The organism is Trichococcus paludicola, assembly GCF_003052295.1.
Taxonomy (GTDB): Bacteria; Bacillota; Bacilli; order Lactobacillales; family Aerococcaceae; genus Trichococcus; species Trichococcus paludicola.
In genome coordinates, this window is sequence record NZ_QBLC01000005.1 from 153,687 (window position 1) to 179,320 (window position 25,634).

Below are 25,634 nucleotides of genomic sequence, written 5' to 3' on the forward strand. Positions count from 1 at the left end.
TTATTCTCCATAGGTCAAGATGGTACGGATGGACTCCCCTTTATGCAACAGGTCGAAGGCTTCGTTGATGTCGGTGAAATTCAGGTGATGCGTGATGAAACTGTCCAGATCGATTTCGCCATTCATGAAATCCTCCACCATTCCGGGTAATTCCGTACGGCCTTTGACACCTCCGAACGCGGAACCTCTCCAAACGCGTCCTGTCACCAATTGGAACGGTCGTGTGTGGATTTCTTTGCCGGCACCGGCGACACCGATGATGATGCTTTCGCCCCAGCCTTTGTGGCAAGCTTCCAAAGCGGCTTTCATGACTTCGACATTTCCGATGCATTCAAAACTGTAATCCACGCCGCCGTTGGTCATTTCGATCAAGACTTCCTGGATCGGGCGATCGTGATCGCTTGGGTTGACGAAATCAGTGGCGCCCATTTTTTTGGCCAATTCCCATTTGTCGGGATTCATATCGACCGCGATGATACGTTTGGCTTTGGCTTTTTTCAAACCTTGGATAACGGCGAGGCCGATTGCGCCCAGCCCGAATACTGCAGTCACTGCGCCTTCTTCGACTTTAGCCGTGTTTTCGACAGCACCGAGACCTGTAGTAACTCCGCAACCGAACAAAGCGACTTTATCCAGCGGCGCTTCCTTATCGATGTTCACCAGGTTGATTTCATTGACAACCGTGTACTCGCTGAAAGTGCTTGTCCCCATATAATGATAAATAGGCTCACCATTATAAGAGAAACGGGTCGTTCCATCAGGCATCAAGCCTTTGCCTTGGGTTTCGCGCACGGCTGAACACAGATTCGTTTTGCCGGATAGACAGAATTCGCATTCCCCGCATTCCGGCGTGTAAAGAGGAATGACATGGTCCCCGGGTTTGACGGAAGTGACTTCATCACCCACGGAAACGACAACACCGGCACCTTCATGTCCCAGTACGGCAGGGAAAACACCTTCCGGATCGTCGCCCGACAAAGTGAAGGCATCGGTATGGCAGACGGAAGTGTAAAGGATCTTCACCATTACTTCTTTGGCTTTTGGCTCTGCTACATCTATTTCCACGATCTCCAACGGTTTGCCTGGTCCAAAAGCGACAGCTGCTCTACTTTTCATAATTTTATTTCCTTCTTTCTTTAAAAATGGTATTTCGTTCTGTTTCAGAATACTATATAATGACTCTTGTGTGAATACTGACATATTTGTCACCATGATGAATTTTCAAGAAACGAGGCAGTCCTATGATCCAATACCAAGAGAAAGAATTTTACAATACAAAAGACTTAGCCTTATCCGTCGTGGGTGGAAGATGGAAGATTGCGATCATCTGGTCATTGCTCCACAACGGCACGCTGCGGCTGAGCGAGTTCAACAAAATCCTCCCTGACATCAACCAGCGGATGCTGATCCGGCAGTTGCGGGAGTTGGAGCGCGATCTGATCATCGCAAGGACGGTCTATCCCGTGGTTCCTCCGAAAGTCGAGTATCATCTGACCGACATCGGCAAGGAATTGGCGCCGGTCGTCCAATCCATTTGCGACTGGGGAGACCAATATCTGAAAGTGATAACGGCAGAAGAGACGCTTTAGCGCAGCTGGGAACGCCTAAAACAAAAAGTAACCGCCAATCGACATAATAGTTGTACGAACAAATTAAATGTGCTATCTTAATTTGTAAGTACATATATTATGTGCGGATGCAAATGTTAGCGGTTGCAATTATAGAAGGAGGCGTTTTTTATCATTACCAGATCGAGAATATCCAAATTGTTGCTTTGCGGTATGGCCATCAGCATGGCTGCCGCGGTCCAGTCCAAGTCACAGGTGCACGCGTCGGAAACGGATGAGGCCATCACTTTCTCAAATGCATCGGTCCACGATCCCTCCATCATCAAAGATCCGAAATCCGGGATGTACTATGTGTTCGGTTCGCATATCGCAGCCGCCAAATCGTCGGATCTGATCAATTGGCAGAATTTCACCAACGGTTACACCAGTACGGACAATACGATTTACGGGGATTTGAGCGAAAATCTTTCCGAATCCTTCGCCTGGGCAGGGGAAGATGATGCCGACAGCAAAGGAGGTTACGCGGTCTGGGCGCCGGATGTCATCTGGAACAAGCACTATCGGAACGAAGACGGCAGCAAAGGTGCCTACATGCTTTACTACAGCGTCTCCTCCACCTATATCCGATCGGCGATCGGCTTGGCTGTATCCAAAAATATCGAAGGGCCGTATGCGTATGTCGATACGATCATCTACTCCGGCTTCCAGGAAGAAGAGGCGTACGATGCCAATAGCGACGTCAATAAGCAATGGGAGAGCACGAACATCGACGAACTCATCGAAGAGGGCGTGCTGGAAGAGCCGAATCCGGATTGGTTCACGGATAACGGTACCTACAACAATGCAGACTACACGAACGCCATCGATGCCAATATCCTGTATGACAAGCAAGGAAAACTGTGGATGACATACGGTTCGTGGTCAGGCGGGACATTCATTCTTGAACTGGACAAAAAAACAGGTATTCCGCTGTATCCCGGCGAAGACGGAGTGACCAAGGACGGCCGGATGATCGATCGGTATTTCGGCACCAAGATCGCTGCTGGGTATGGGCGTTCGTCTGAAGGGACTTATGCCGTCTACGACAAAAAGGCTGGCTATTATTATCTTTATTTGACCTATGGCGGGTTGGCTTCGGATGGCGGTTACCAGATGCGTCAGTTCCGTTCGGAGTCGATCACGGGTCCTTATGTGGATGCAGCCGGCAATGAAGCCGTGTATCCCGAGTCCTTCGACAAGGGCGTAGGCAATTTCCCGGGGGTCAACGATCATCAGGACATCGGCAACAAATTGATCGGGAACTTCCTCTTCACCCGGGAATTGGGTGAGGACGGGACCGGGGACGGCGTCGGTTATCTGTCGGCTGGGCACAACTCCTATTACATCGATGCAAAAGCCGATAAGGAATTTCTCGTATTCCATACCCGCTTCCCGAACAAAGGCGAAACCCATGAAGTGCGTGTCCATCAGACATTCAAGAACAGCAACGACTGGCCGGTTCCGACACCGTATCGCTATGCTGGTGAGACGATAACGGAAGTGGCGCAGGCAGAGGTCACCGGCACTTACAAGTTCGTCAACCACGGCAACCAGATCACCGGCCAATTGACGGAGTCCACACTAATTCAGTTGCAGGCTAACGGCACGGTTACAGGTGCGCAGGAAGGTACATGGCGGCTTTATGATGATTATCGGGCCGAATTGAAACTGGCGGACGGAACGTACGACGGGGTCTTCATCAGCCAATGGGATCCGACGACAGAAGCGTGGGTCATGACTTTCAGCGGCATGTCCGAGAACGGACAGGTCATTTGGGGAAGTCAAACCAGCACGGCAACGGACGCGGAACAGATGGAGAAGATCAAAGCCGAGCTTGCGGAATCCATGCCTGAATCCGTCATGAAGGACATCATACTGCCGACAACCGCTGCGGGCGGAAGCACCATCCAATGGACTTCCTCCGACCCGGCTGTCATTTCGGAAACAGGCATCGTCACTCGTCCTGAAGCCGGTCAGCCGGCAGCGCTCGTGACGTTGACTGCACTCATCCAAAACGAGCTGCAATCGGAGCAAGTCAGCTTCGAGATCCAGGTCGAACCGAAGGAAGCCGGCAAGCTTTCGGCTTACTATTCCTTCGATGAGACTTATCAGAATGCGGCAGGCGATCAGAGTGATGCGCAAGTGACCGGAGACCGGATCAACAATACGGGCGGAGCTGTATCGCTCGTTGAGGGTATCAAAGGCCAGGCAGCTTCATTCGATGGCAAATCCGGACTGTCGCTTGGGAAGGGATTGATCACCCAAAATGCCTATACCGTAGCTTTCTGGATCAATCCAACCGAGCTGAATCAGTTCACGACCGCCTTCTTCGGCGCCGCCACAGAGCAAAGCTGGATCAGTTTGACGCCTGTAGGACCGGCCAATCAGACGATGCTTTGGTCCGGTCAGCAATGGTATGATGCGCCGATCGGTTCGACCATCCCTGCTGGTGCATGGACCCACCTGGCCTTTACGGTAGATGCCGGCCAAATCTCCGTCTATGTCAACGGTGAGGAAAAGTTCACAGGAGAGGCATTCCCGAACATCTTCGAAGGTTCGGCAGCATCGTTCAGTCTAGGCGTCAACTACTGGGATCAACCATTCAAAGGGCTGATTGATGAACTGTATATCCAAGACGGCATCGTCCTTTCGGCGGATGAAATCAAAGCACTGTACGAGGAAGCACCTGCTGCAGCCCCGGATGCGCCTGCGGCTGAAGCATCCATCAGCCAATCGACTTTGTTGTATGGCACACTCGCATTCGGTGCAGTGGCAGCCGCAAGGGTATCAATGTACTATTACAAAAAATCAGCTAAGAAAACAGAAGAGTAAATTATCCAAAGGGAAAAGTAATTTTTTCCCCTGAACGGCAAGGCAGAAGAGGGCCGGATCGCTGATCCTGGGCCTCTTTTGTTGATTAGCGGCTATGGCTGAGCCGAAAAGCCCAGAAGGGTTCTGGCTTTACTTCAGGTTGCGTTTGTTCGATAATGAACATGTATGCGGCTCATTTTTCTTACAAAAATTTGATTGGAAGGAGGAAAATGAAATATGCTTACACTTTTTCAAACGATTGAGCCGTTGGAAATGCTGTTCATCATTGGCGTGGCCGGCACTGTCCTGACATTCCCGCTCAATGATATTTTGTCTGTGGGATTCTATGATATCACTGATTTTTTCTTGGGAATTTTGACGACGAGCTTGCTCATCAATGCGCTGCAAAAATCGGATGGCTGGTCAGTTGGCTTGTTCGCATCGGCTTTTCTGGTTATTTCAGCCCTCATCATCGCCTTCAAAATTTTCTTTGTACTGCCCTTATTGAAACGAGCAGAAAACAGCACCATCACGAGTTCAAAAGATTTGGAAGGCAAAGAAGCGACGGTGACTGTGCCGATCGGGCAGAAAACAATCGGTGAAATCATCGTATCGACCGGATTCGGTAAAATGAACAAAATGGCGCTCATCTATGCCTGTTCTGAGACGGCTGATGTGCTGAACATCGCCAGCGGGGAAACGGTGTTGATCATTGAAATCCGTGATAGCATCGCCTATGTCACGCCGTACAAAAATGCTGTCCACGATTTGGTGGATGAGCCTGCTACATGGAATCAAAAAAAATATAAAGGTGGGAAATAAATGACGAATTTTTTGGATCAATTTATGGGTATCGGTATCTTAGTGATTTTACTGGTGGTCGCCTTGATAATTTTCATTGGGCGATACAAGACGGCTTCGCCGGATAAGGCGCTGATCGTCAGTGGGAGTTTTCTTGGCAGAAAAAATACTTATATCGACAAAGCGACAGGCAACACGATGAAAGTTGTCCGCGGTGGCGGTACTTTTGTCATCCCGGTATTTCAGACAGCCAAGGCATTATCGCTCTTGTCGAGTAAATTGGAAGTTAGCACGCCGGCTGTCTATACGGAGGAAGGAGTCCCCGTTTCTGCGGATGGGACGGTCATCATCAAGGTCGGTTCCACAGTGGAAGAAATTGCCACCGCGGCCGAACAATACTTAAGCAAGCCGACAGAGGATCTGGAGAATGAAGCCCGTGAGGTTTTGGAGGGCCATCTGCGTTCGATTCTGGGTTCCATGACGGTCGAGGAAATCTATAAGAACCGTGATAAGTTCTCACAAGAAGTGCAAGCAGTCGCCAGTGTGGACCTTGCGAAGATGGGCTTGGTCATCGTCTCTTTCACTGTGAAGGAAGTGACGGATGAAAATGGTTATCTGGATGCCCTTGGGCAACCGCGTATCGCCCAAGTCAAACGGGATGCGTATATCGCTCAGGCAGAAGCCGATAAGGAAACGCGCATCAAGCGTGCCCAAGCGGAACAAGAATCGCAGCAAGCCGAAATTTTGAGAGAGACCCAAATTGCGGAATCGAATAAACAAAAAGAATTGAAGTTGGCTTCCTTCCGCCAAGAACAGGACGTAGCCAAAGCGAAAGCAGATAACGCCTATGCTCTGGAAAAGGCGCAGCTGGATATCTTATTGAAAGAAAAAGAAATGAACGTCGAAATCACGGAACGTGTGAAACAAATTGAACTGGAAGAGAAAGAAATCGTCCGGAGAGAAAGACAATATGATGCAGAAGTGCGTAAGAAAGCTGATGCAGAGCGGTATGCCATCGAAACAAAAGCGGCTGCCGACAAACAAAAAGCGATCTGGGAATCCGAAGCGCGGGCCAAAGAGAAAGAGCTGAACGGTTTGGCGGAATCCGCCAGCATCCTTGCGATCGGGGAAGCAGAAGCGAAAGCGAAGGAAGCTTTAGCGAACGCATTGAAACAATATGGGGAAGCAGCCATCTTGACGATGCTGATCGAAAAATATCCGGATATCGTGCGTGCTGCTGCTGAGCCTATTTCCAACATCGACAGAATTACGGTGATAGACGGCGGCAACGGCAGCCAAGGTGCTGCGAAAGTAGCCAATTATGCCAGTCAAGTCCTGGCTGCAACCCAGGAAGGGCTCAAAGAAACGACCGGGTTGGATGTGACGGCGTTGATCGAATCGTTCGTCGGAAACAAAAATATCGGCAGCAAATTGGGTACACTCAATGAGACAATGGCAGCCGAAATTTCGGCAGATAAGGCAATCAGTCCATCTGGAGCCGACAAAGAAGCGGAAACGGAAACAGCCGTTTCTTAAAAGCGGGGATACAAGTAAGGCTTTGCAAACAGAATCCGCATGAAATCAGAATCCTTCGGAAGCATAAGAGCCCCGAAGGATTTTTTGTGGAACAGGAAAATATAAGAATAGCTGTGGTAAAATAAAAATATAATAAATAAATCACAAATGGAAAAGGGGCGCACATATGGCTTATCGTGTTTTTCGGTCGCCTAGCCGGTATATTCAAGGAGTAGGCGCAATAGACGTACTAGGGAAGGAAGCGGGTGAATACGGAAAGAAGGCATTCCTGCTCACGGATGATTTCGTTTGGGGCTTGCTCCAGGAAAAAGTGGAACGGGCTCTGGAGGGTTTTCCCTATCATTATGAAGCATTCACTGGCGAAGCCTCGCTGGAAGAAATGGTTCTTTTGGCTGACAAAGTCGCCGATGCAACGGCGGACGTCATCATCGGCCTCGGAGGCGGCAAAATCATCGATGTTGCAAAAGGCATCGCAGCTGCATGCGACTTGCCGATCGTGATTGTCCCGACCACTGCTTCCACGGATGCCCCAACCAGCGCCATCTCAGTGCTCTATACGCAGGGCGGGTTGTTCGACCATTATCGTTTCTATGCGAAGAACCCTGATCTGGTGCTTGTTGATACGCAAATCGTCATCCAAGCGCCGATCCGATTCTTCGCAAGCGGGATGGCGGACGCCTTGGCAACATGTGCAGAAGCGTTGGCAACGAAGGCCTCCGGGGAGAACACATTGGCCGGAGGATTGCCAACAATCGCCGGCACCGCCATTGCGAAAGCCTGCGAAGAAACCTTATTCCGTGACGGCCTCAGCGCCTTCGCTGATGTCCAAAAAGGCTTGGTGACGCCGGCTGTCGAAGCGATTGTTGAGGCGAATACGCTGCTGTCGGGACTGGGCTTTGAAAACGGCGGCTTGGCGGCCGCACATGCCATCCATAATGGCTTCACCGCCATCAAAGGCGAGGTCCATCGTTTGACGCACGGGGAAATAGTCGGCTTTTGCCTGTTGGTCCAACTCGTGCTCGAAGAGCGCCCTCACGCAGAATTCAAAAAATACAGCCATTTCCTCGCGGAGATCGGCATGCCGACGACTCTGGCCGGGATGCATCTGACCGGAGCCACACGCGAAGAGCTCGTTAAAGTCGGAAAAATTGCGGTGGCACAAAGCAACACCATGAAAAATCTAAACAAAAACATAACGGCTGAGCAAGTCGCCGACGCCATTTTGGCAGTGGACGGACTTGTCGGAAAGGAATGATCGCGATGATCATCGGAGTGCCGAAGGAAATCAAAAACAACGAAAACCGGGTGGGTATGGTGCCAGCGGGTGTGCAGTTGCTGATCCAGAATGGCCATCAAGTCTGGGTCCAAGCGGGCTGCGGCATCGGCTCGGGATTCGAGGACGGACAGTACGAAAAAGCAGGGGCGACAGTGTTGGAAGATTCAGCCAAAGTCTGGGCTGCTGAACTGGTCATCAAAGTGAAAGAGCCTTTGGAATCGGAGTACGCATACTTCCGCGAGGACCTGATTCTTTTTACGTACCTACATTTGGCGGCCGCACCGGAGTTGACGAAGGCCATGCTGCAAGCGGGCATGACTGCAATCGGCTACGAAACAATGGTCGGTAAAAAAGGTGATTTGCCCTTGCTCACGCCGATGAGCGTTATCGCGGGCCGCCTTTCTGTCCAGATTGGCGCGCAGTTTCTGGAGAAACCGTACGGCGGAAAAGGCGTGCTGCTGAGCGGCGTTCCGGGTGTGGCGAACGGGAAAGTCGTCATCATCGGCGGCGGTGTGGCCGGACGCAATGCGTTGCAGATCGCATTGGGACTCGGCGCCCATTGCACAATCCTGGACGTCAGACCGGAGATCTTGACTGAAATCGAGAATTTGTACGGGAACGCGGTCATCACCTTGCTGTCGAACGAGTGGAACATTGCCCATGCCATCAAGGATGCCGACGTAGTCATCGGGGCTGTCCTGATTCCCGGCCGGAAAGCGCCAACCTTAGTGACCAAGGAAATGGTGAAAAGCATGCAGCCGGGTTCCGTGATCGTCGATATCGCGGTGGATCAGGGTGGCATCTTTGAAACCGAAGACCGCACGACCACCCACGATGATCCGGTTTATGAACGGCATGGCGTCCTGCATTATGCGGTGCCGAACATGCCGGGAGCCGTTCCGCGCACTGCTACAATCGCGTTGACGAATGTCACGCTGCCCTACGCAGTGGAGATCGCGAATCAAGGCGCACTACAAGCGGCGGCAACCAATCCGACCATCCTCACCGGATTCAACGTGCACAGCGGCAATTTGACGAATAAAGATGTCGCCGAATCGATCGGCGCAGTCTATACTCCAATCGAAACTTTATTGTAAAAGGTACTGGATTTCCTGGGATATCAAGCAGGAAATCCGTTTTTTTGCGTAGAATTAGTTAACGTACACTTGTATTTTTCCGGTTGGTTTACTATACTATTTGTACGGACATATACAAAGGGAGAGCATGCCATGAAAACAAAATACCAGGTGATTGCCGATGAGATACGCTCAAAAATACTTTCGAACGAATTTGTGGTAGGCAAAGTCATTCCGCCTGAACTGCAGCTGCAGAAGGATTATGGGGTCAGCCGCCATACTGTCCGGGAAGCAATCGCTTTGCTGGTGAATGAAGGCTTTTTGCGCAAGGAGAAAGGTTCCGGGACTTATGTCGACGATACGTATCAGAGGCGTGGTGACGGGGTGTCATCCAGCAAAACGATCGGCGTCATCACGACTTATCTGTCGGACTATATTTTCCCGTCGATCATCCGCGGTATCGAGCAGAAGTTGCGGGAGAATGGCTACTCCTTGCTGCTGGCGAGCACGAACAACGATGTCGATCAGGAGCGGGAGTGTCTGGAACAGATGCTCAGCCAAGGCGTTTCGGGGCTGATCGTGGAACCGACAAAAAGTAACCAATACAATCCGAATTTGGCTTATTACCTTTCCTTCAAGGAACGAGGCATACCGGTTGTCATGATCAATGCCTACTATGAAGAACTGTCGGTCCCTTTCATTTGCGTCAATGACACGAAAGCGGGCTATCTTGCCACGAAACATCTATTCGAGCAGGGCCATCAGCATTTGGCGCTGATCACGAAGATCGATGACCTGCAAGGGAAATACCGGATGAAAGGCTTCATCAAAGCCCACGAAGAGATGCGGACAAATTTCGATCCGAAAAATGTGTATACGTACACGACAGAGACGAAGGCGCTAGTGTTCCAGACGATTCGGGAGAAACTAGCGAGCGATCAGGAAGTCACTGGCATCGTCTGCTACAACGATGAAGTGGCGCAGGGCTTGATCCAAGCACTTGCTGACATGGGCAAACGCGTACCTGAGGATTATTCGGTGGTCGGCAACGATGACTCGTTCTTAAGCACGGCAGGCAGCGTCAAGCTGACAACCCTTTCCCATCCGAAAGAAGAATTGGGCGAGGCCGCTGCCGAGTGGATCATGCTGGCCGTACAGCAAGAAATGACAGGCAACAAAATATTCGAGCCGGAATTGATCATCCGCGATTCGGTCAAACGGATCCAATAACTGGAGAACGGAGCTATCTCTGAATCAGGATAGCTTCTTTTTTGTTGCTGCATTAGGTTTTTGGTGGATCTTGAGGCTGCGTTGCGGAAGGGAGCGATGCACAAACGACAGGAAGTCGATTGTGCATTGTTTTTTTTGTGTTCGGACAAATATTCAATTTATCTCTTTACATGTACGGACATATAGAATATAATATGCCTAAGAAGAACGGACAGCATCCTGAAAGGGTGCACCGCAAAAAGGAGGAAATATTTTGACTGAGAAGTTACAAGCGATAGTCACTGATATCGAATCGCGGCAGACTAGCATCGGAATCGAATTCGGATCCACCCGCATCAAGGCGGTGCTGATCGACTCCCGCTTCGCTCCGATCGCATCCGGCAGCTACGAATGGGAAAATCAGTTAGTCGACGGCATCTGGACGTATTCATTGGAACAAATTTGGAAAGGCCTTCAAACAAGCTACGCAGAACTGACGCGCGAGGTTAAAGAAAAATACGGCGTGACATTGACCACAGTCGGATCGATCGGTTTCAGCGCGATGATGCACGGCTACATGGCGTTCAATCAGGAAAATGAGTTATTGGTGCCGTTCCGGACTTGGCGCAACGCCACTACGGCTGATGCCGAAAAGGAATTGACCGCACTGTTCAAATACAATATCCCGCAACGCTGGAGCATCGCCCACCTGTATCAAGCGGTTTTGAATAAGGAAGAACATACAAATGAAGTCGCTTTCTTTACGACTTTGGCAGGCTACATCCATTGGCAACTGACAGGCAAGAAGGTTTTGGGAGTCGGTGATGCCTCCGGGATGTTCCCGATTGATGTCGAGAAGAAAAATTATGACGAACGGATGATTGGTCAGTTCGATGCTTTAGTCGCAGAAAAAGGCGCGACTTGGAAATTGGCGGATCTGCTGCCGGAAGTATTGTTGGCAGGTGACGCGGCTGGGAAGCTGACGGAAGCGGGAGCCAAACTCCTCGATCCGACAGGCACACTCGAAGCGGGCATCCCGTTGTGTGCGCCGGAAGGGGACGCCGGAACCGGCATGGTCGCCACGAACAGCGTGGCGGAGCGCACCGGGAACGTATCTGCAGGGACTTCGGCATTTGCGATGATCGTCTTGGAGCAGGACTTAAATGAAGTGCATCCTGAAATCGATCTCGTGACGACACCGGCAGGCAGCCTGGTTGCGATGGTCCATACCAATAACTGCTCATCCGATATCAACGCCTGGGTCAAACTTTTCCGGGAATTCAGCGAGGCAGCCGGTTTCGCGATTGATACGGACAAATTATTCGCCACTCTATTCAATAAGGCTCTTGAAGGAGATGCCGATTGCGGCGGATTGCTCTCCTACGGTTATTACTCGGGCGAGAACATCACCCATTTGGCGGAAGGACGGCCGTTGTTTGTCCGCACACCGGAAAGCAACTTCAACTTGGCCAACTTCATGCGCGTGCACCTCTTCACTGCTTTTGGCGCCATGAAGATTGGCATGAATATCCTGAAACAGGAACATGTCGCAATCGATAAAATCGTCGGTCACGGCGGTATCTTCAAGACCCCAGAAGTCGGCCAGAAAGTATTGGCTGCCGTCATGGACGCACCGGTCACCGTCATGGAGACCGCAGGGGAAGGCGGCGCATGGGGCATCGCATTGTTGGCTGCTTACATGGACCGCAAAGAAACGACAGAGACTTTGGATACATTTTTGGACAAGAAAGTATTCGGTGCCGATGAAGGCGTTACGATTGCACCCGATGCGCGCGATGTTGAAGGTTTCGGAATCTTCATCGAACGTTACCAAAAAGGACTGGCGATCGAGCAAGCTGCAGTCGATCATTTGAATTTGAGATAGAAGGGAAGGAAACATCTTGCTGGAACAATTAAAAGAAGAAGTTTTTCAAGCCAATCTGGAACTGCCGGAACGAGGACTGATCAAATACACGTGGGGAAACGTGAGTGCAGTCGACCGCGAAAAAGGCTTATTCGTCATCAAGCCCAGCGGGGTCGGCTATGACGACATGCAGGCGAGCGATATGGTCGTTTGCGACTTTGACGGCAACGTCATCGAAGGGGAGCTGAACCCGTCATCCGACATGCCGACGCATGCCGTTCTTTACAAAGAATTCCCGGAAATCGGAGCTGTTGTGCATACGCATTCGACTTGGGCCACGATTTGGGCGCAAGCCGGATTGGATGTGCCGGCCATGGGTACGACACACGCCGATACCTTTTACGGTACGGTTCCTTGCGCCCGGTTCTTGACGCAGGCGGAAATCGATCGTGGTTACGAGGAAGAAACAGGAAACGCCATTGTGGAAACTTTCCGCGAACGCGGCATCAAACCGATGGAAGTTCCCGGTGTATTGCTGCATGGGCACGGACCCTTCACTTGGGCCAAGGACGCCAAGGGTGCAGTACTGAATGCGGTCGTGTTGGATGAGGTCTGCAAAACCAATCTGTTCGCCCGTCAATTGAATGCCTTCGCGGAGGAATTGCCGCAACGCATTCTGGATAAACATTATTTGCGAAAACACGGAGAAAACGCCTATTACGGGCAAAAAAAATAGGGGAGCTGAAGATATGTTAGAAGTAGGAAAAAAAGAATTTTGGTTCGTTGTCGGTTCACAACATTTATACGGTGAAGAAGCTTTGCAAACAGTAAAAAACAATGCAGCGGTAATCGTGGAAAGCCTCAACAATAGCGGCAAACTGCCTTATCCGCTTGTGTTGCAGGAATTGGCAGTAACGCCCGATACAATCACGAAGATCATGAAAGAAGTGAATTACCGTGATGAAGTGGCAGGTGTCATCACTTGGATGCATACCTTCTCGCCAGCCAAAATGTGGATCCGCGGCACGAAATTGCTGCAAAAACCGTTGTTGCATCTGGCAACGCAATTCAACGAAAGCATTCCATGGGCAACAATCGATATGGATTTCATGAACTTGAACCAAGCAGCACACGGCGACCGCGAGTACGGCTTCATCAATGCGCGCTTGAAAAAGAACAACAAAGTCGTTGTCGGCTATTGGGAACGTGAAAATGTCCAAACCCAAATCGCGGAATGGATGGACGTTGCGGTAGCTTACAACGAAAGCTTCTCCATCAAAGTGGCGCGTTTCGGCGATAACATGCGTAACGTTGCCGTGACGGAAGGCGACAAAGTGGAAGCGCAGATCCAATTCGGTTGGACAGTCGATTACTACGGTATCCGGGATCTAGTGGACTATGTCGATGCGGTCGAAGATGCAGAAGTCGATGCTTTGTTCAATGAATACAAAGATTTGTATGATTGCGACTATGGCGATTATGAACAAGGCAAATGGGAAGCGCATGTCAAAGTGCAGGCACGTCAAGAAATCGGTATCCGTCGTTTCTTGGAAGCGGGCGGCTACACTGCCTTTACGTCAAACTTTGAAGATCTGCATGGCCTGCAACAACTACCGGGTCTTGCAGTACAACGCTTGATGGCAGAAGGCTACGGATTCGCAGGCGAAGGCGACTGGAAAACAGCAGCAATCGACCGTTTGATGAAGATCATGTCCCACAACATCGACACCGGCTTCATGGAAGACTACACATATGAAATGGCTGAAGGCAGAGAAGCGATTCTGCAGTCGCATATGTTGGAGGTCGATCCAGGACTGGCAGTCAACAAACCGAAAATTTTGATCGCACCATTATCGATGGGGAACCGTGAAGAGCCTGCTCGCCTTGTCTTCGACGGCAAAGCAGGGGAAGGCGTTGTCGTTTCAATGGCTGACTTCGGAACGCACTACAAATTGTTGGTGAATGAAGTTGTTGCTTTTGAACCGACTGAAGCAGCTCCAAACCTTCCAGTCGCACGCGTCCTATGGGAAGTGAAACCTAATTTCCATGACGGTATCCGCGCTTGGATCGAAGCTGGCGGCGGTCACCACACTGTCGTTTCATTGAGTTTAAGCACAGATCAGATTCTGGCTTGGGCAAAACTGGTCGGTCTTGAAGTAGCCTTAATCAAATAGTCTATCGGTCGGTTTGACAGAAGATCGTCAAACCGATTTTTTGGAGGACGTTTGTGAAAGGTGTAGCAAGCGTTTTCAATAATATAACTGAAAAGGAGCAAAAAAAAATGACTGCATTTGATTCAAAAGAATATCTGGACAAGGTGGATGCCTTCTGGCGCGCCGCTAATTTCATCTCCGTAGGACAATTGTACCTGAAGGACAATCCCTTGCTGCAACGCCCAATCGAGGAAACCGATGTGAAGCTTCATCCAATCGGCCACTGGGGAACGATCTCCGGACAGAATTTCATCTATGCCCACTTGAACCGCGTCATCAACAAATATGACCTGAATATGTTCTATGTTGAAGGGCCGGGACATGGCGGTCAGGTCATGGTTTCGAACTCCTATCTGGACGGCTCCTACACGGAAATCTATCCTGAAATCACCGAAGATCTGGAAGGGTTGACGAAACTCTACAAACAATTCTCCTTCCCTGGTGGGGTCGCTTCCCATGCGGCACCGGAAACACCCGGATCGATCCATGAAGGCGGCGAACTCGGCTATTCGCTTTCCCATGCAACAGGCGCTATCTTCGACAATCCGGAAGTGATCGCAGCGACTGTTGTTGGTGACGGGGAAGCTGAAACCGGTCCGTTGGCGGCTGGTTGGTTCTCGAATGTGTTCATCAATCCGGTCACGGATGGGGCCGTTTTGCCGATCTTATACCTGAACGGCGGCAAGATCTCCAATCCGACGATCCTGGACCGCAAATCGAACGCAGAATTGACGCAGTACTTTGGGGGCATGGGCTGGGAGCCGTTGTTCGTGGAAGGAACCGAACCGGAAGCGGTGCATCCGATCATGGCGCAAGTGTTGGATACAGCTGTTGAAAAGATAAAAGCGATCCAAACCGAAGCCCGCAAAGGCTCCGCTGCCGAAGCGAAGATGCCGGCTTGGCCGGTCATCATTTTCCGCACACCGAAAGGCTGGACGGGTCCGAAAACGTGGGACGGCGAACCGATAGAAGGCGGTTTCCGTGCCCACCAAGTGCCGATTCCAGTGGATGCACACCACATGGAACACATTGATGCGCTAGTGGATTGGATGCAGTCCTACCGTCCCGCAGAGCTATTCAGTGCCGATGGCCAACTGGTGGCTGAATTGAAAGAGATGGCACCGAAAGGTGACCGACGGATGGCTATGAATCCAATCACAAATGGCGGCATCGATCCGAAACCGCTCGTCATTCCGGATTGGAAGCAGTATGCCGTCGACACGACCGTTCCAGGCGCAGTCATTGCCCAGGATATGATCGAATTCGGCAACTTTGCACGCGATCTGATCGTGGACAATCCGGATAATTTCCGCATCTTCGGACCGGATGAAACCAAATCGAATCGCCTGAACAAAGTCTTTGAGGTAACGAATCGCGTCTGGATGGAAGCAATCGATCCTGCTTATGACGAATGGTTATCCCCATCCGGCCGTGTCATCGATTCACAATTGTCCGAGCACCAAGCAGAAGGATTCCTGGAGGGGTATGTCTTGACTGGGCGTCATGGTTTCTTCGCCAGTTACGAAGCCTTCCTGCGCGTGGTGGACTCGATGATCACCCAACATTTCAAATGGTTGCGCAAAGCCAAAGAACAGACGTGGCGCAAACACTATCCGTCCCTGAATCTGATCGCAACATCGACAGTTTTCCAACAGGACCATAACGGCTACACCCATCAAGATCCAGGTTTGTTGACGCACTTGGCTGAGAAGAAACCGGAATTTATCCGGGAATACTTGCCGGCGGATGCGAACTCCTTGATGGCCGTGATGGCGGAAACGATGGCTTCCGAGGAACAGATCAATCTGATCGTGTCTTCGAAACACCCGCGTCCGCAATTCTACTCTGCTGAAGAAGCGGAAATATTGGTCAAGGATGGCTTGAAAGTGATCGATTGGGCTTCGACTTGCGGAGACGAAGAACCAGATGTCGTGATCGCAGCAGCGGGAACGGAACCGAACCTGGAGGCACTTGCCGCCGTTACGATTCTGCATAAGCAGTTCCCGGCATTGAAGATCCGTTTCATCAACATTGTGGATCTGTTGAAACTGCGTCATCCGGATGTGGATCCGCGCGGCTTGAGCGACGAAGCCTTCGATGCCTATTTCACGGCGGACAAACCGATCGTCTTTGCCTTCCACGGCTTCGAAGGCTTGATCCGTGACATCTTCTTTGATCGTCATAACCATAACCTGCACATCCACGGTTACCGTGAGAACGGGGATATCACGACACCGTTCGACATGCGTGTGTTGTCCGAAATGGATCGTTTCCACTTGGCGCAGGATGCGGCTAATGCTGTCTATGGCGAAGAAGCGGCAGTCTTTTCGCAAAGGATGACGGAAACGGTGGACTTCCACCACCGCTTCATCCGCGAGAACGGCGAGGACATTGCGGAAGTCATGGAATGGAAATGGGAAGCACTGGAAGGTGCGGCAGCAGCCAAAGAACTGATTGCAAACAAAGCGGACTAACGTAAGAGATCCCGTTTAATAATCAAAAGATGCGTTCCCGGCCTTGGAGCAGTTGCTCCAACGGTCGGCAGCGCATCTTTTTCGGATATTTCCTGATTTTGAGGAACAAAGAAGCTGCCCCAAACGGGACAGCTTCAGTTCGTCACACGGCCTGCAGGAGGTCGTATTGGGATTGGTAGAGATGGTGATACAAGCCTTTTTGGGCCATTAGCTCTTCGTGGGTGCCTGCTTCGGCGATGTTGCCGCCTGCCACGTAGAAGATCTGGGAGCTGTTTTTGATCGTGGACAGCCGGTGGGCGATGATGAAGGAAGTCCGATCTTTCAGAAGTTTCTGGAGACCTTCCTGCAGCAGTTCCTCTGTCCGGGTGTCGATGCTGGCGGTCGCTTCATCGAGGATCAGGATCTTCGGATCGGCAAGCAAGGCCCGCGCAAAGGAAAGCAATTGCCGTTGGCCAGCCGAAAGGGTGCTGCCGCGCTCCTCCACAACGGTATGGTAGCCGTCCTTCAGATGTTTGATGAAGTCATGTGCGCGTACTACTTTTGCGGCGGCGATCACTTCCTCCTCGGTAGCATCCAGCTTTCCGTAGCGGATATTTTCCAGAATCGTACCGGAAAAGATGAAAGTATCCTGCAGCATGACGCCCATCTGGCTGCGTAAGGAGTGGAGCGTGACTTCGCGGACATCATGGCCATCGATTTTAACGCTGCCTTCGTTGATGTCATAGAAGCGGGTCAACAGGTTGATGATGGTCGTCTTACCTGCTCCCGTCGGTCCTACCAAAGCGATGCTCTGGCCCGGTTCAATATGGAAGTTGACCTTATGCAAAATATCTTTGCCATCCTCATAGCGGAAGGTGACATCTTCGAAGTCCACTGCTCCGGAGACCGAGGGCAGTTCATACGCGGTCGGCGCATCCTGGATGGAAGGTACCTCGTCCAGTGTTTCGAAGATGCGTTCCAGGTAGGCCGTCGCTGTGATCAAGGAATTATAGAAGTTTCCGATGTTGATGACGGGATTCCAGAAATTATTGATGTAGCCGATGAAGGCGATCAATGTTCCTGTCGTTACGGATACGCCGAGCTGGCGGATGCCTACAAAATAAATCAAACAGGTCGTTATGACTGAAATATTCAGAACACCCGGCCACATCAAGAATTGAATTTTGACGGCTTTCATCCACGACGTCCGGTATTCCTCGCTCACTTCATTGAAGATGTCATAATTGACCTGTTCGCGGGCAAAGGATTGGGTTATTTTGATTCCCGAAATGCTTTCGTGAATATAGGCGTTAAGATTGGACTGTTTGTTGCTCAATATCTGAAAAGCTATCCGCTGACGCTTTTTGATGAACAGCACCAATCCGAACAGAACCGGCAGCAAGGCCATACTGTATAAGGTCAAGCGCACATCGATGAGGAACATGAAGACTAACGTGATCACTACGTTGAAAAGGTCCGATATCAAATTGATGAGGCCGTTGCTCAACAGGTCGCTCAGCGTATTGATGTAATTGACTACGCGGATCAGGATCTTGCCGTGGGGCCGGTTGTCAAAGTAGGCGAAGGGCAACCGCTGCAGATGCGAAAAAATGTCGTAACGCATGTCCTTCAGAATGTCCTGGCCGACTTCGGTGATGGCGTAGATCCGGTAGCGCATGCACCCGCCGATCAGGACAAGGGAAAGGATGAAGATGCCGCCCAGTCCCAGCAACTGTTGCACGTTTCCTGCTGGTATCAGGTCATCGATTGCGATTTTTGTGAAATAAGGACCTGCCATTCCGGCGATGTTCGCCAGAATGATGACAGCCAATATCTTTGAAATTGATTTTTTGTAAGGGCGGATATAGCCGGCTAAGCGCCGGTAATGGCCCCAATTGAATTCTTGCTCTAAGCTTTCATCGACATCATACGTATTGCGTGCCATTGGTTTCCCCTCCCGTCAATCCGAGTTGCTTGCAGTAAACGTCATAATATTTGCCGCGCTCGGCCAAAAGTTCCGCATGGGTTCCTTGTTCAACGACTTGGCCTTTTTCCATCATCAGGATCAAATCTGCATCCCGCACCGACGAAATCCGGTGGGCGATGATGAAGGTTGTTTTGTTTTCCGTCAAGCCGAATAATTCCTGTTGGATTTTCGATTCAGTTTCCATGTCCACAGCGGAAGTGGTGTCATCCAAAATCAAGATGGCTGGATCCTTCGCCAACGCTCGGGCTAAGGAAATGCGTTGCTTTTGCCCTCCCGATAAGCCTACTCCTCGTTCGCCGATGATAGTGGCGTATCCTTGGGGCATGCTGGTGATGAAGCCGTCCGCATCGGCAATCCGGGCCATCTGCTGGATATACGAGCGGTCCACCAGGGGATTTCCGAAAGCAATGTTGTCTTCAATCGTATCCGAAAACAGAAAGACGTCCTGCATGACCATGGCGATGTTTTCCCGCAATTGGCGGACCGGGTACTCCTTGGCGTTTTTGCCGTCGATAAGGACGGTTCCCGAAGTCGGATCGTAGAATCTTCCGACTAAATTGACGAGTGTCGTCTTGCCTGAGCCGGTTTCGCCCAAAATTCCCAACGTCTGTCCGGGACCGACTGTAAAGGAGACATGCGACAGGATATCCGTTTCAGGATCATCGGAGAAGGCAAAAGAGACATCGTCGAACATGACGTTTCCCTTGATGTGCTGTTGCTCCTCGGCATCCATAATCGGAATCCGGGCCTCTGTGTCCAGCATGTCGCGGATTTTGACGCAAGCAGCGGAGAAACGCTGCACATCATTGATGAGCCAACCGCTCATGCGCATTGGCATATTCAGCATCCAGAGGAAACCATTGAAGGCGACCAGATCTCCCATGGACATTTCCCCGCGGATGACATACAAGCCGCCGAGCACCAAGGCGATTGCATTTAATGTTCCCGCGAAGCCGTCGAGCCAAGGAAGATACGTGCGGGATACGGCTGCGGAATCCAGGTTGCGGCGCTTGAAATCCTCATTGTGCTTCGTGAATTTTTCGATTTCATGCTCTTCCCTTGCGAATGCTTTGACTATGCGGTTGCCGCCGATGTTTTCTTCCACCATCGAATTCAGCCGGGAGAAGCTTTCCCTGATTTGAAAAAACAGCGGGAACGCTTCCCGGGACATCTTTTGCGTCAGGATGAAGATGATCGGCGTGACCGCCACCAACGACAGCATCAGCGGAAAGTGGATCGTGCCCATGACTGCAATGGCCATCACGAACCAGAGGATGCTTTCCAAGATATTGTAGGTGACCCAGGAGACAAAGTGGCGGATGGCATCGGTATCCCCGGTCATCCGAGCCATGATGTCCCCGACACGGGTATGGTTGAAGAAGTCGAAATCCAGCTCCTGCAGTTTCCGGTACATGTCTTGGCGCAGTACGAAGAGCGTATTTTGGCCAATCCGCTCAAACAGCATCTGGTAGCTGTAGCGGATTGTCGTCCGGAAGAGCGTGATGCCGATCATGATCGCCAAAATAGGCACCAACAAGTCATCCTGTCCACCATCGATGACTTTGTCGACCAATTCCCCAGCTAAGAGCGGGTTGACGATGATCAGGAGGGCATTCAGGAAAATAAATAATAAAGCCAGTAAGCCTTTGGATTTGTATGCTTGGGCATAGCGCCAAATCCATTGATAATGATTCATATAACAGTCCTCCTCAAAAAAAGTGTATGTTAACAGGTTACTGCTTTTTGGAGGAATGAGAATGGATTTTCTTCGTCAGATTCCTGTACAATATAAGGGTAATTAACAGAAAGGACTTTTGCGATGGCCTATACACACGTACAAACATTCAATCCTGAAATTCTGTACGCTTTCGATCCCTTGAACGAAGCCGGAAACTATTCCAAAACGCACAGCCACAACTTCCTGGAAATCAGCATCATCCTGGAAGGGGAAGCCGATTACCTGGTGGACGGAGAACGGCAGGACTTGGGAACCGGCACCGTCATGCTCTTCAATCCGGGCGTCAAACATGCGGAAAGTCAAAAAGAGGGCACATTTTCTCATCAGCTGCATATCGGCCTTACGAACCTTTCGCTTAACGGTCTTCCGCGCAATCATTTCCCGAACAAGCGCGCTTTGCTGGATTTGGGCTGTTATGCGGATGCCTTCATGGCTAAAGCATGGCAAGTGACGAAAGAGTTCAACGAACAGCGGAGTGAATATCAGTTGATGGGGAAAGGGCTGATATTGGAGATGCTGGGGTTGTTGCTGCGGAGTTTGGAGGACGACGGGTCCGACAATACACTTCCCACGGCGCTTTCTCAAACGGCTATGCGCCAACAGCATCTGGTGAACCATGCCGTTTATTATTTGGAAAACCACCATTCCGAAGAAATCACGCTGGAACAACTGGCGCAGCAACTCTTCGTCAGTCCGGCTCATCTTTCAAAGATCTTCAAGGAAGCGACCGGATTGAGCCCAATCCATTACCTGATCCACGTGCGCCTGAAGCATGCGAGGGAACTGCTGAAGCAGGAAGAGTGGACCATCAAAGAAGTCGCACAGGCTGTCGGCTATCAGGATGCGTACCACTTCAGCAAACTGTTCAAAAAATACTACGGAACCGCGCCTTCGCAAGTCGCCAAGGAACAGCGACCGGTGTAGGAAGTTTCGCTGTAAAGAAAAGGAGCCGCCCCGAATTTAATGGGTGGCTCCTTTTCTCGCGCTCTTTTAAATGCGTTGTGATTCGCAGGGGATTCATCACGCTCTACTGTTTGCGCGGCGGAATTCTTTTGGTGTCTGTCCTTCCCGTTTTTTGAAGAGGTAGCTGAAATAATTGGGATCGTTGTAGCCGATGTCCATCGCGATGGTGGACAGCTTGTCATCCGTCCCGATCAACAACTCTTTCGCGTGCTGCAGGCGGCATTCGGTCAAGAAGTCGATGAAAGTCTGCCCCAAAGATTGCGAAAAGATGGTGCTGAAATGCGACGGACTCAAGTTTACGGCATCGGCCACGACATTCAGGGAGATATCCGGATCGGTGAAGTTCTCCTTGATGAATCCCAAGGCTTTTTGGATGACGCTCTGATACTTCACCATCGAAGGGTTAATGTGGGCCGCCATCAGAAACGCCAACAGCTTTTCAATGATTTGGGTGTATTCCGCTGCATCGGCCGCCACCGCCGCCAGTTGATCCAGGTCGTTCATCTTTTCAAGCAAAGGTTGCTCCGAACCGGGCTTCTTTTTTTGGACAAGATGGCCCAGCTCGGTCAGCACGAAAAAGCGGAAGAGGCGGTTGCGTTCTTCGGTATCACCGGGCGTTCCCTGAAGCTCCAGTACCAGTTCCTCCAGTTCATCGGCTTCGGTCTGGGCAATTTTTTGGGCCAAATCGAGTTTGAAAGGATTCGTCGGGGAAACTTCGCCGTCCTTGATGTCATCCTCGTAGCTGATGATCCGTTCAGTCCGGAGCACGCCGTAAGTCTGGAGCATGTTCTGCGTGTAGCGATAGGCTTGCGGAATTTCGCTCAGCCGTTCGATTATCGGTCCGATTGAAACAATCAAATCATCAGCTTCTTCGTCCTTCAGTTCATGGACTAATGTCTGGGCCAGCTGGTAACTCTTTTCCAACAACCTGTCCGTATCGCTGTCCATCAACAGAAACTTGATGAAGCGCGACGAGATGCTGGAGAAAATGATGCTCTCATCCGCTCCGAAAAGGAAATGCAGATAATTGCTGAAACGGAAATAATCGTCGAAATTTTTGTCGTAATGATTGGTGGCCAACACGACGCAGGTCTTTTTTCCGACTACCGAACGCTTCAAGGCGGCGGATTCCTGCAGCACTTCCGGAACCGATAAGTCACCGCGGAAGATGCCGTTCAGGAAATGATTTTTTTTCAGCTCGAAGATGAAATTATCCGCATGCGTATCCCGTTCCGTGACGGGTTCTTTTTGTTTGTCCAATACCGAGATGACAGCCTCCAGCGTTTGGACCAGTTCGGTGTCTTTGATCGGCTTCAGAAGATAGGCGTCCGCCTGCACTTGGATGGCGGTGCGCGCATATTCGAAATCATCGAAGCCGCTGATGAAGATGATGCGGATCCAGGGGAAGATCTTCCGTACTTCCTTTGCCAGACTGAGGCCATCCATGAAGGGCATCCGGATATCGGTCAGCAGGATATCCGGCTTGACATCCATGATCGAGGCCAATGCCATTTCCCCGTCTGAGGCTTCCCCCGAAAAAATCAGCGGGTGTGTTTCGGCGAGGGACAGCAGTTGGTTCCGCAGGCTGTCCCGGATCAGGTGTTCATCCTCGACTATAAAGACTTTATACATGCTTGATCGCTCCTTTTAGGTAATCTTCGGTACTGTCACTGTGACGGTCGTGCCTTTTCTGTAGGTGCTATCGATAGCGAGGGAAGCGGTGTTGCCGTAATACAACAGCAGTCGCTTCCGGACGTTGTAAAGGCCATACCCGCCTTCACCGGAGTCATCAACGGTGGCTTGAGCAAGGCGTTCCTGGATTTCATGGAGCCGCTCCGTCTCCATGCCGATGCCGTTGTCGGTCACGAAGAATTGGATCGTGTCATTCGTATAGGTCGCCGCAACGGTCACTTTTCCGGCGCGGCGGACATGCTTGGTTCCATGGTAGACCGCATTTTCCACCAACGGCTGCAGGATCATCTTCAGCACTTCCGTCTGGAGGATGGCATCCGGGATGTCGATGGCGAATGTCAACATGGCCCCGTAGCGGATTTGCAGAATCGTCAGGTAATCTTCGACGTGGCGGATTTCTTTCTCGATTGTGATCCAGTCCTGACCTTTGCTTAAGGAAATGCGCAGGAAATCGGAGAGGGCGTAGGTCATCGTCTTCACCTGCTCGCTGTTGCCTTGCTCGGCCAAGGACAGGATGGCATCCAGCGTATTGTAGATGAAGTGGGGCGTGATCTGCGCCTGCAGGACACGCAGCTCGCTTTGGGCCAGATCGAATTGCTTCACGGCGTTTTCTTCGATCAGCACATGCAGATTCCGCGCCATGTCATTCATGCTTTCTGTTACGACGCGCAGCTCCGCGACTTCCGGCTCTTCTGCACGGTAATCGAGATGGCCTTGCGACAGCTCCTCGGAAAGGACGATCAGGTCGTTCAACGGCTCTTGGATCTGCTGCGTCAAAAAGCGGTTGTTTTTCCGGGCATAGTAGACGATTATCAGGACGATGACGAGCTCAAAGAGGATCAGATAATAAAGCGACACAAGCATATCATCGCTGGTTTTACCCGCAAGTTCGATTTCGACGCGCACAAAGTCCTGCAGGATAGCATAAAGCAGCACTGTGACGGCATCGACTTGGACCATGATGGCTTCATTTTCAGCGAACGGCCGTTCATTGGCGATATTGCTTTCCATCTCGGAAATGTAATTATCCAACGTATCCAAGGTCCGCAAAGCGACATCCAGTGTGGCGGCTTCCTTTGCGGTGGTGGTGTTGGCCTGAATTTCTTCGATGGCCAGGCGCACCTTTCCCAGCTCGTTGCCGGACTCGTAATCGGTGACCTGGATGAGGCCGAAGACCAAGTCCCATAGTTCCTCCAAAACATTTTCCTGAACGGTGGTGGAAACGGTATTCGCCTCTTCGACGTTTGCGAGTGCATTGCGGTAAATCAAAATATTGCGTGTGTAAAAGATGCTGATCACTAGCAAAGGAATCAGGGTGATGCTGAAGAGCAGTCGATTGGTCTGCTGAAAAATATCTTTGATGCTGGCTATTTTTTCCATCATATGGCCTCCCTAATAGTCCCTTGGCGGAATACTGTCGAGATTCCCTTTATCGGAGAAGACCGTTTCGGGCATATAGATTTCATCGGGGATGGTATTGCCGTTCAAATAACGCTTGATGGTGTTGCGGACATACCAGCCTGCATTCGGATTGCATTCGACGACGCAATTGACCCTGCCGGCGCGCAGGTTTTCGATCATCTCGGCTTGGCCGTCAATCGTGACGATGAGGATGTCCTGACCGGGGACGATGCCGTTTTCTTCCATGATTTCCAGCATGCCGAGTGTCATCTCGTCGTTATGGCTGTAGAGGACATCGATGTCTTCCCAACCGTTCTCCTCGATGTATTGCCGGAAGACATCCTTCGCCTTGGAACGGATAAAGTCCCCTTCCAAGGAGGCTGCGATGGATATCCGCGAATCGCGGCTGATCACTTCCATGAACCCTTCACTGCGGAAATTGGTTGGCGAAGTATTCGCAAGCCCTTTCATTTCCAAAATCTTCACGGAGGACTGGGAGCTGTTTTGGAAATGATTGGTGATGTAGAGTCCCGCTCGGTTTCCTTCAGCCTTGAAGCTGGAACCGATGTGCGTCAGAAACAGATTCTCTTCCGCTGTGCGGATATGGCGGTCGACAACGATAACGGGTATGCCCGCATCTTTTGCTTCCAACAGAACAGCATCCCAACCATCTTCCACGATCGGCGTGAAGACAATCATATCCACTTTATAGGCAATGAAGGTCCGTATGTCCTGGATTTGGCGGTCTTGGTTCATGAAGCCGTTCCGGTACAGCACTTCGTAGCCTTCTTTATCCAATTCTTCTCTTATAGATTCTGTGTGGCGCTTGCGCCAATTGCTCTCCGTTCCGGATTGCGAGAATCCGATGACGATGTTCCCTGGATCTTCTTCCGCATCAGGGCTGTTCGCGCAGCCGCCGACAATAAAGAGCAGGAGGAGCAAATGCAATAGATACTTCATGGCGGGAACTTCCTTCCTATATATAACCAAAATGAAACGCTACCATC

At 50.9% G+C, this 25,634-nt stretch carries 18 protein-coding genes; 12 read left to right on the top strand and 6 right to left on the bottom strand.

The annotated features are described in order from the left end of the window. Window positions 1-1,116, bottom strand: a complete 1,116-nt coding sequence (locus C7R56_RS08700) for an S-(hydroxymethyl)glutathione dehydrogenase/class III alcohol dehydrogenase (protein WP_107996338.1) — start codon at window positions 1,114-1,116, stop codon at window positions 1-3. 125 nt (window positions 1,117-1,241) lie between these two features. Between C7R56_RS08700 and C7R56_RS08705 the strand changes: the two genes are divergently transcribed. The 11 genes from C7R56_RS08705 to C7R56_RS08755 all read left to right on the top strand — a co-directional run bounded on the left by C7R56_RS08705 (window position 1,242) and on the right by C7R56_RS08755 (window position 16,867). Continuing rightward, complete coding sequence (locus tag C7R56_RS08705) at window positions 1,242-1,589, top strand: winged helix-turn-helix transcriptional regulator (RefSeq protein ID WP_107996340.1); 348 nt, start codon at window positions 1,242-1,244, stop codon at window positions 1,587-1,589. Between the two features lie 192 nt (window positions 1,590-1,781). Next, on the top strand, window positions 1,782-4,439 hold the full coding sequence (locus C7R56_RS08710) for a LamG-like jellyroll fold domain-containing protein (RefSeq protein WP_107996464.1): 2,658 nt from the start codon (window positions 1,782-1,784) through the stop codon (window positions 4,437-4,439). A gap of 216 nt (window positions 4,440-4,655) precedes the next feature. Further along, the gene (locus tag C7R56_RS08715) at window positions 4,656-5,240 is read left to right on the top strand and encodes an NfeD family protein (protein WP_107996342.1); all 585 of its coding nucleotides are present in this window, start codon (window positions 4,656-4,658) and stop codon (window positions 5,238-5,240) included. A gap of 12 nt (window positions 5,241-5,252) precedes the next feature. After that, window positions 5,253-6,755 (top strand): flotillin family protein, encoded by a 1,503-nt coding sequence (locus C7R56_RS08720; RefSeq protein ID WP_327229082.1) that lies wholly within the window; start codon window positions 5,253-5,255, stop codon window positions 6,753-6,755. A gap of 166 nt (window positions 6,756-6,921) precedes the next feature. Continuing rightward, entirely contained in the window at window positions 6,922-8,010 is a 1,089-nt protein-coding gene (locus C7R56_RS08725) for a glycerol dehydrogenase (RefSeq protein ID WP_107996347.1), read from the top strand. A 5-nt stretch (window positions 8,011-8,015) separates the two neighbouring features. Next, on the top strand, window positions 8,016-9,128 hold the full coding sequence (gene ald, locus C7R56_RS08730; protein WP_107996349.1) for an alanine dehydrogenase: 1,113 nt from the start codon (window positions 8,016-8,018) through the stop codon (window positions 9,126-9,128). Between the two features lie 132 nt (window positions 9,129-9,260). After that, window positions 9,261-10,337, top strand: a complete 1,077-nt coding sequence (locus C7R56_RS08735; RefSeq protein ID WP_107996351.1) for a GntR family transcriptional regulator — start codon at window positions 9,261-9,263, stop codon at window positions 10,335-10,337. Between the two features lie 253 nt (window positions 10,338-10,590). After that, entirely contained in the window at window positions 10,591-12,201 is a 1,611-nt protein-coding gene (locus C7R56_RS08740) for a xylulokinase (protein WP_107996353.1), read from the top strand. A 16-nt stretch (window positions 12,202-12,217) separates the two neighbouring features. Next, the gene (locus C7R56_RS08745; RefSeq protein ID WP_107996355.1) at window positions 12,218-12,916 is read left to right on the top strand and encodes an L-ribulose-5-phosphate 4-epimerase; all 699 of its coding nucleotides are present in this window, start codon (window positions 12,218-12,220) and stop codon (window positions 12,914-12,916) included. A 13-nt stretch (window positions 12,917-12,929) separates the two neighbouring features. After that, window positions 12,930-14,354 (top strand): L-arabinose isomerase, encoded by a 1,425-nt coding sequence (gene araA / locus C7R56_RS08750; RefSeq protein ID WP_107996357.1) that lies wholly within the window; start codon window positions 12,930-12,932, stop codon window positions 14,352-14,354. A gap of 83 nt (window positions 14,355-14,437) precedes the next feature. Then, window positions 14,438-16,867, top strand: a complete 2,430-nt coding sequence (locus C7R56_RS08755) for a phosphoketolase family protein (RefSeq protein WP_268811292.1) — start codon at window positions 14,438-14,440, stop codon at window positions 16,865-16,867. A gap of 142 nt (window positions 16,868-17,009) precedes the next feature. Here the strand turns inward: C7R56_RS08755 and C7R56_RS08760 are convergent, their stop codons facing one another. Beyond that, window positions 17,010-18,791 carry an ABC transporter ATP-binding protein gene (locus tag C7R56_RS08760; protein WP_107996359.1) on the bottom strand — a complete coding sequence of 594 codons (1,782 nt, stop codon included), beginning with the start codon at window positions 18,789-18,791 and terminating at the stop codon, window positions 17,010-17,012. Beyond that, complete coding sequence (locus C7R56_RS08765; protein ID WP_107996361.1) at window positions 18,772-20,529, bottom strand: ABC transporter ATP-binding protein; 1,758 nt, start codon at window positions 20,527-20,529, stop codon at window positions 18,772-18,774. The genes C7R56_RS08760 and C7R56_RS08765 overlap by 20 nt, the downstream gene beginning before the upstream one ends. A 123-nt stretch (window positions 20,530-20,652) precedes the next feature. Here C7R56_RS08765 and C7R56_RS08770 point away from each other — a divergent pair, with 123 nt between their 5' ends. Continuing rightward, window positions 20,653-21,495 carry an AraC family transcriptional regulator gene (locus C7R56_RS08770; protein ID WP_107996363.1) on the top strand — a complete coding sequence of 281 codons (843 nt, stop codon included), beginning with the start codon at window positions 20,653-20,655 and terminating at the stop codon, window positions 21,493-21,495. A 96-nt stretch (window positions 21,496-21,591) separates the two neighbouring features. On the opposite strand, the gene C7R56_RS08775 is transcribed toward C7R56_RS08770, so the two are convergent. Genes C7R56_RS08775 through C7R56_RS08785 form a run of 3 tightly spaced genes read right to left on the bottom strand, consistent with a single transcriptional unit; the run spans window position 21,592 to window position 25,587 of the window. Beyond that, window positions 21,592-23,166 (bottom strand): response regulator transcription factor, encoded by a 1,575-nt coding sequence (locus tag C7R56_RS08775; protein WP_107996365.1) that lies wholly within the window; start codon window positions 23,164-23,166, stop codon window positions 21,592-21,594. Window positions 23,167-23,181: 15 nt separating this feature from the next. Beyond that, on the bottom strand, window positions 23,182-24,606 hold the full coding sequence (locus tag C7R56_RS08780) for a sensor histidine kinase (protein WP_107996367.1): 1,425 nt from the start codon (window positions 24,604-24,606) through the stop codon (window positions 23,182-23,184). Between the two features lie 12 nt (window positions 24,607-24,618). Further along, window positions 24,619-25,587: an ABC transporter substrate-binding protein gene (locus C7R56_RS08785; protein ID WP_107996369.1), complete on the bottom strand. Its 969-nt coding sequence runs from the start codon at window positions 25,585-25,587 to the stop codon at window positions 24,619-24,621. Between the last annotated feature and the right edge of the window lie 47 nt (window positions 25,588-25,634).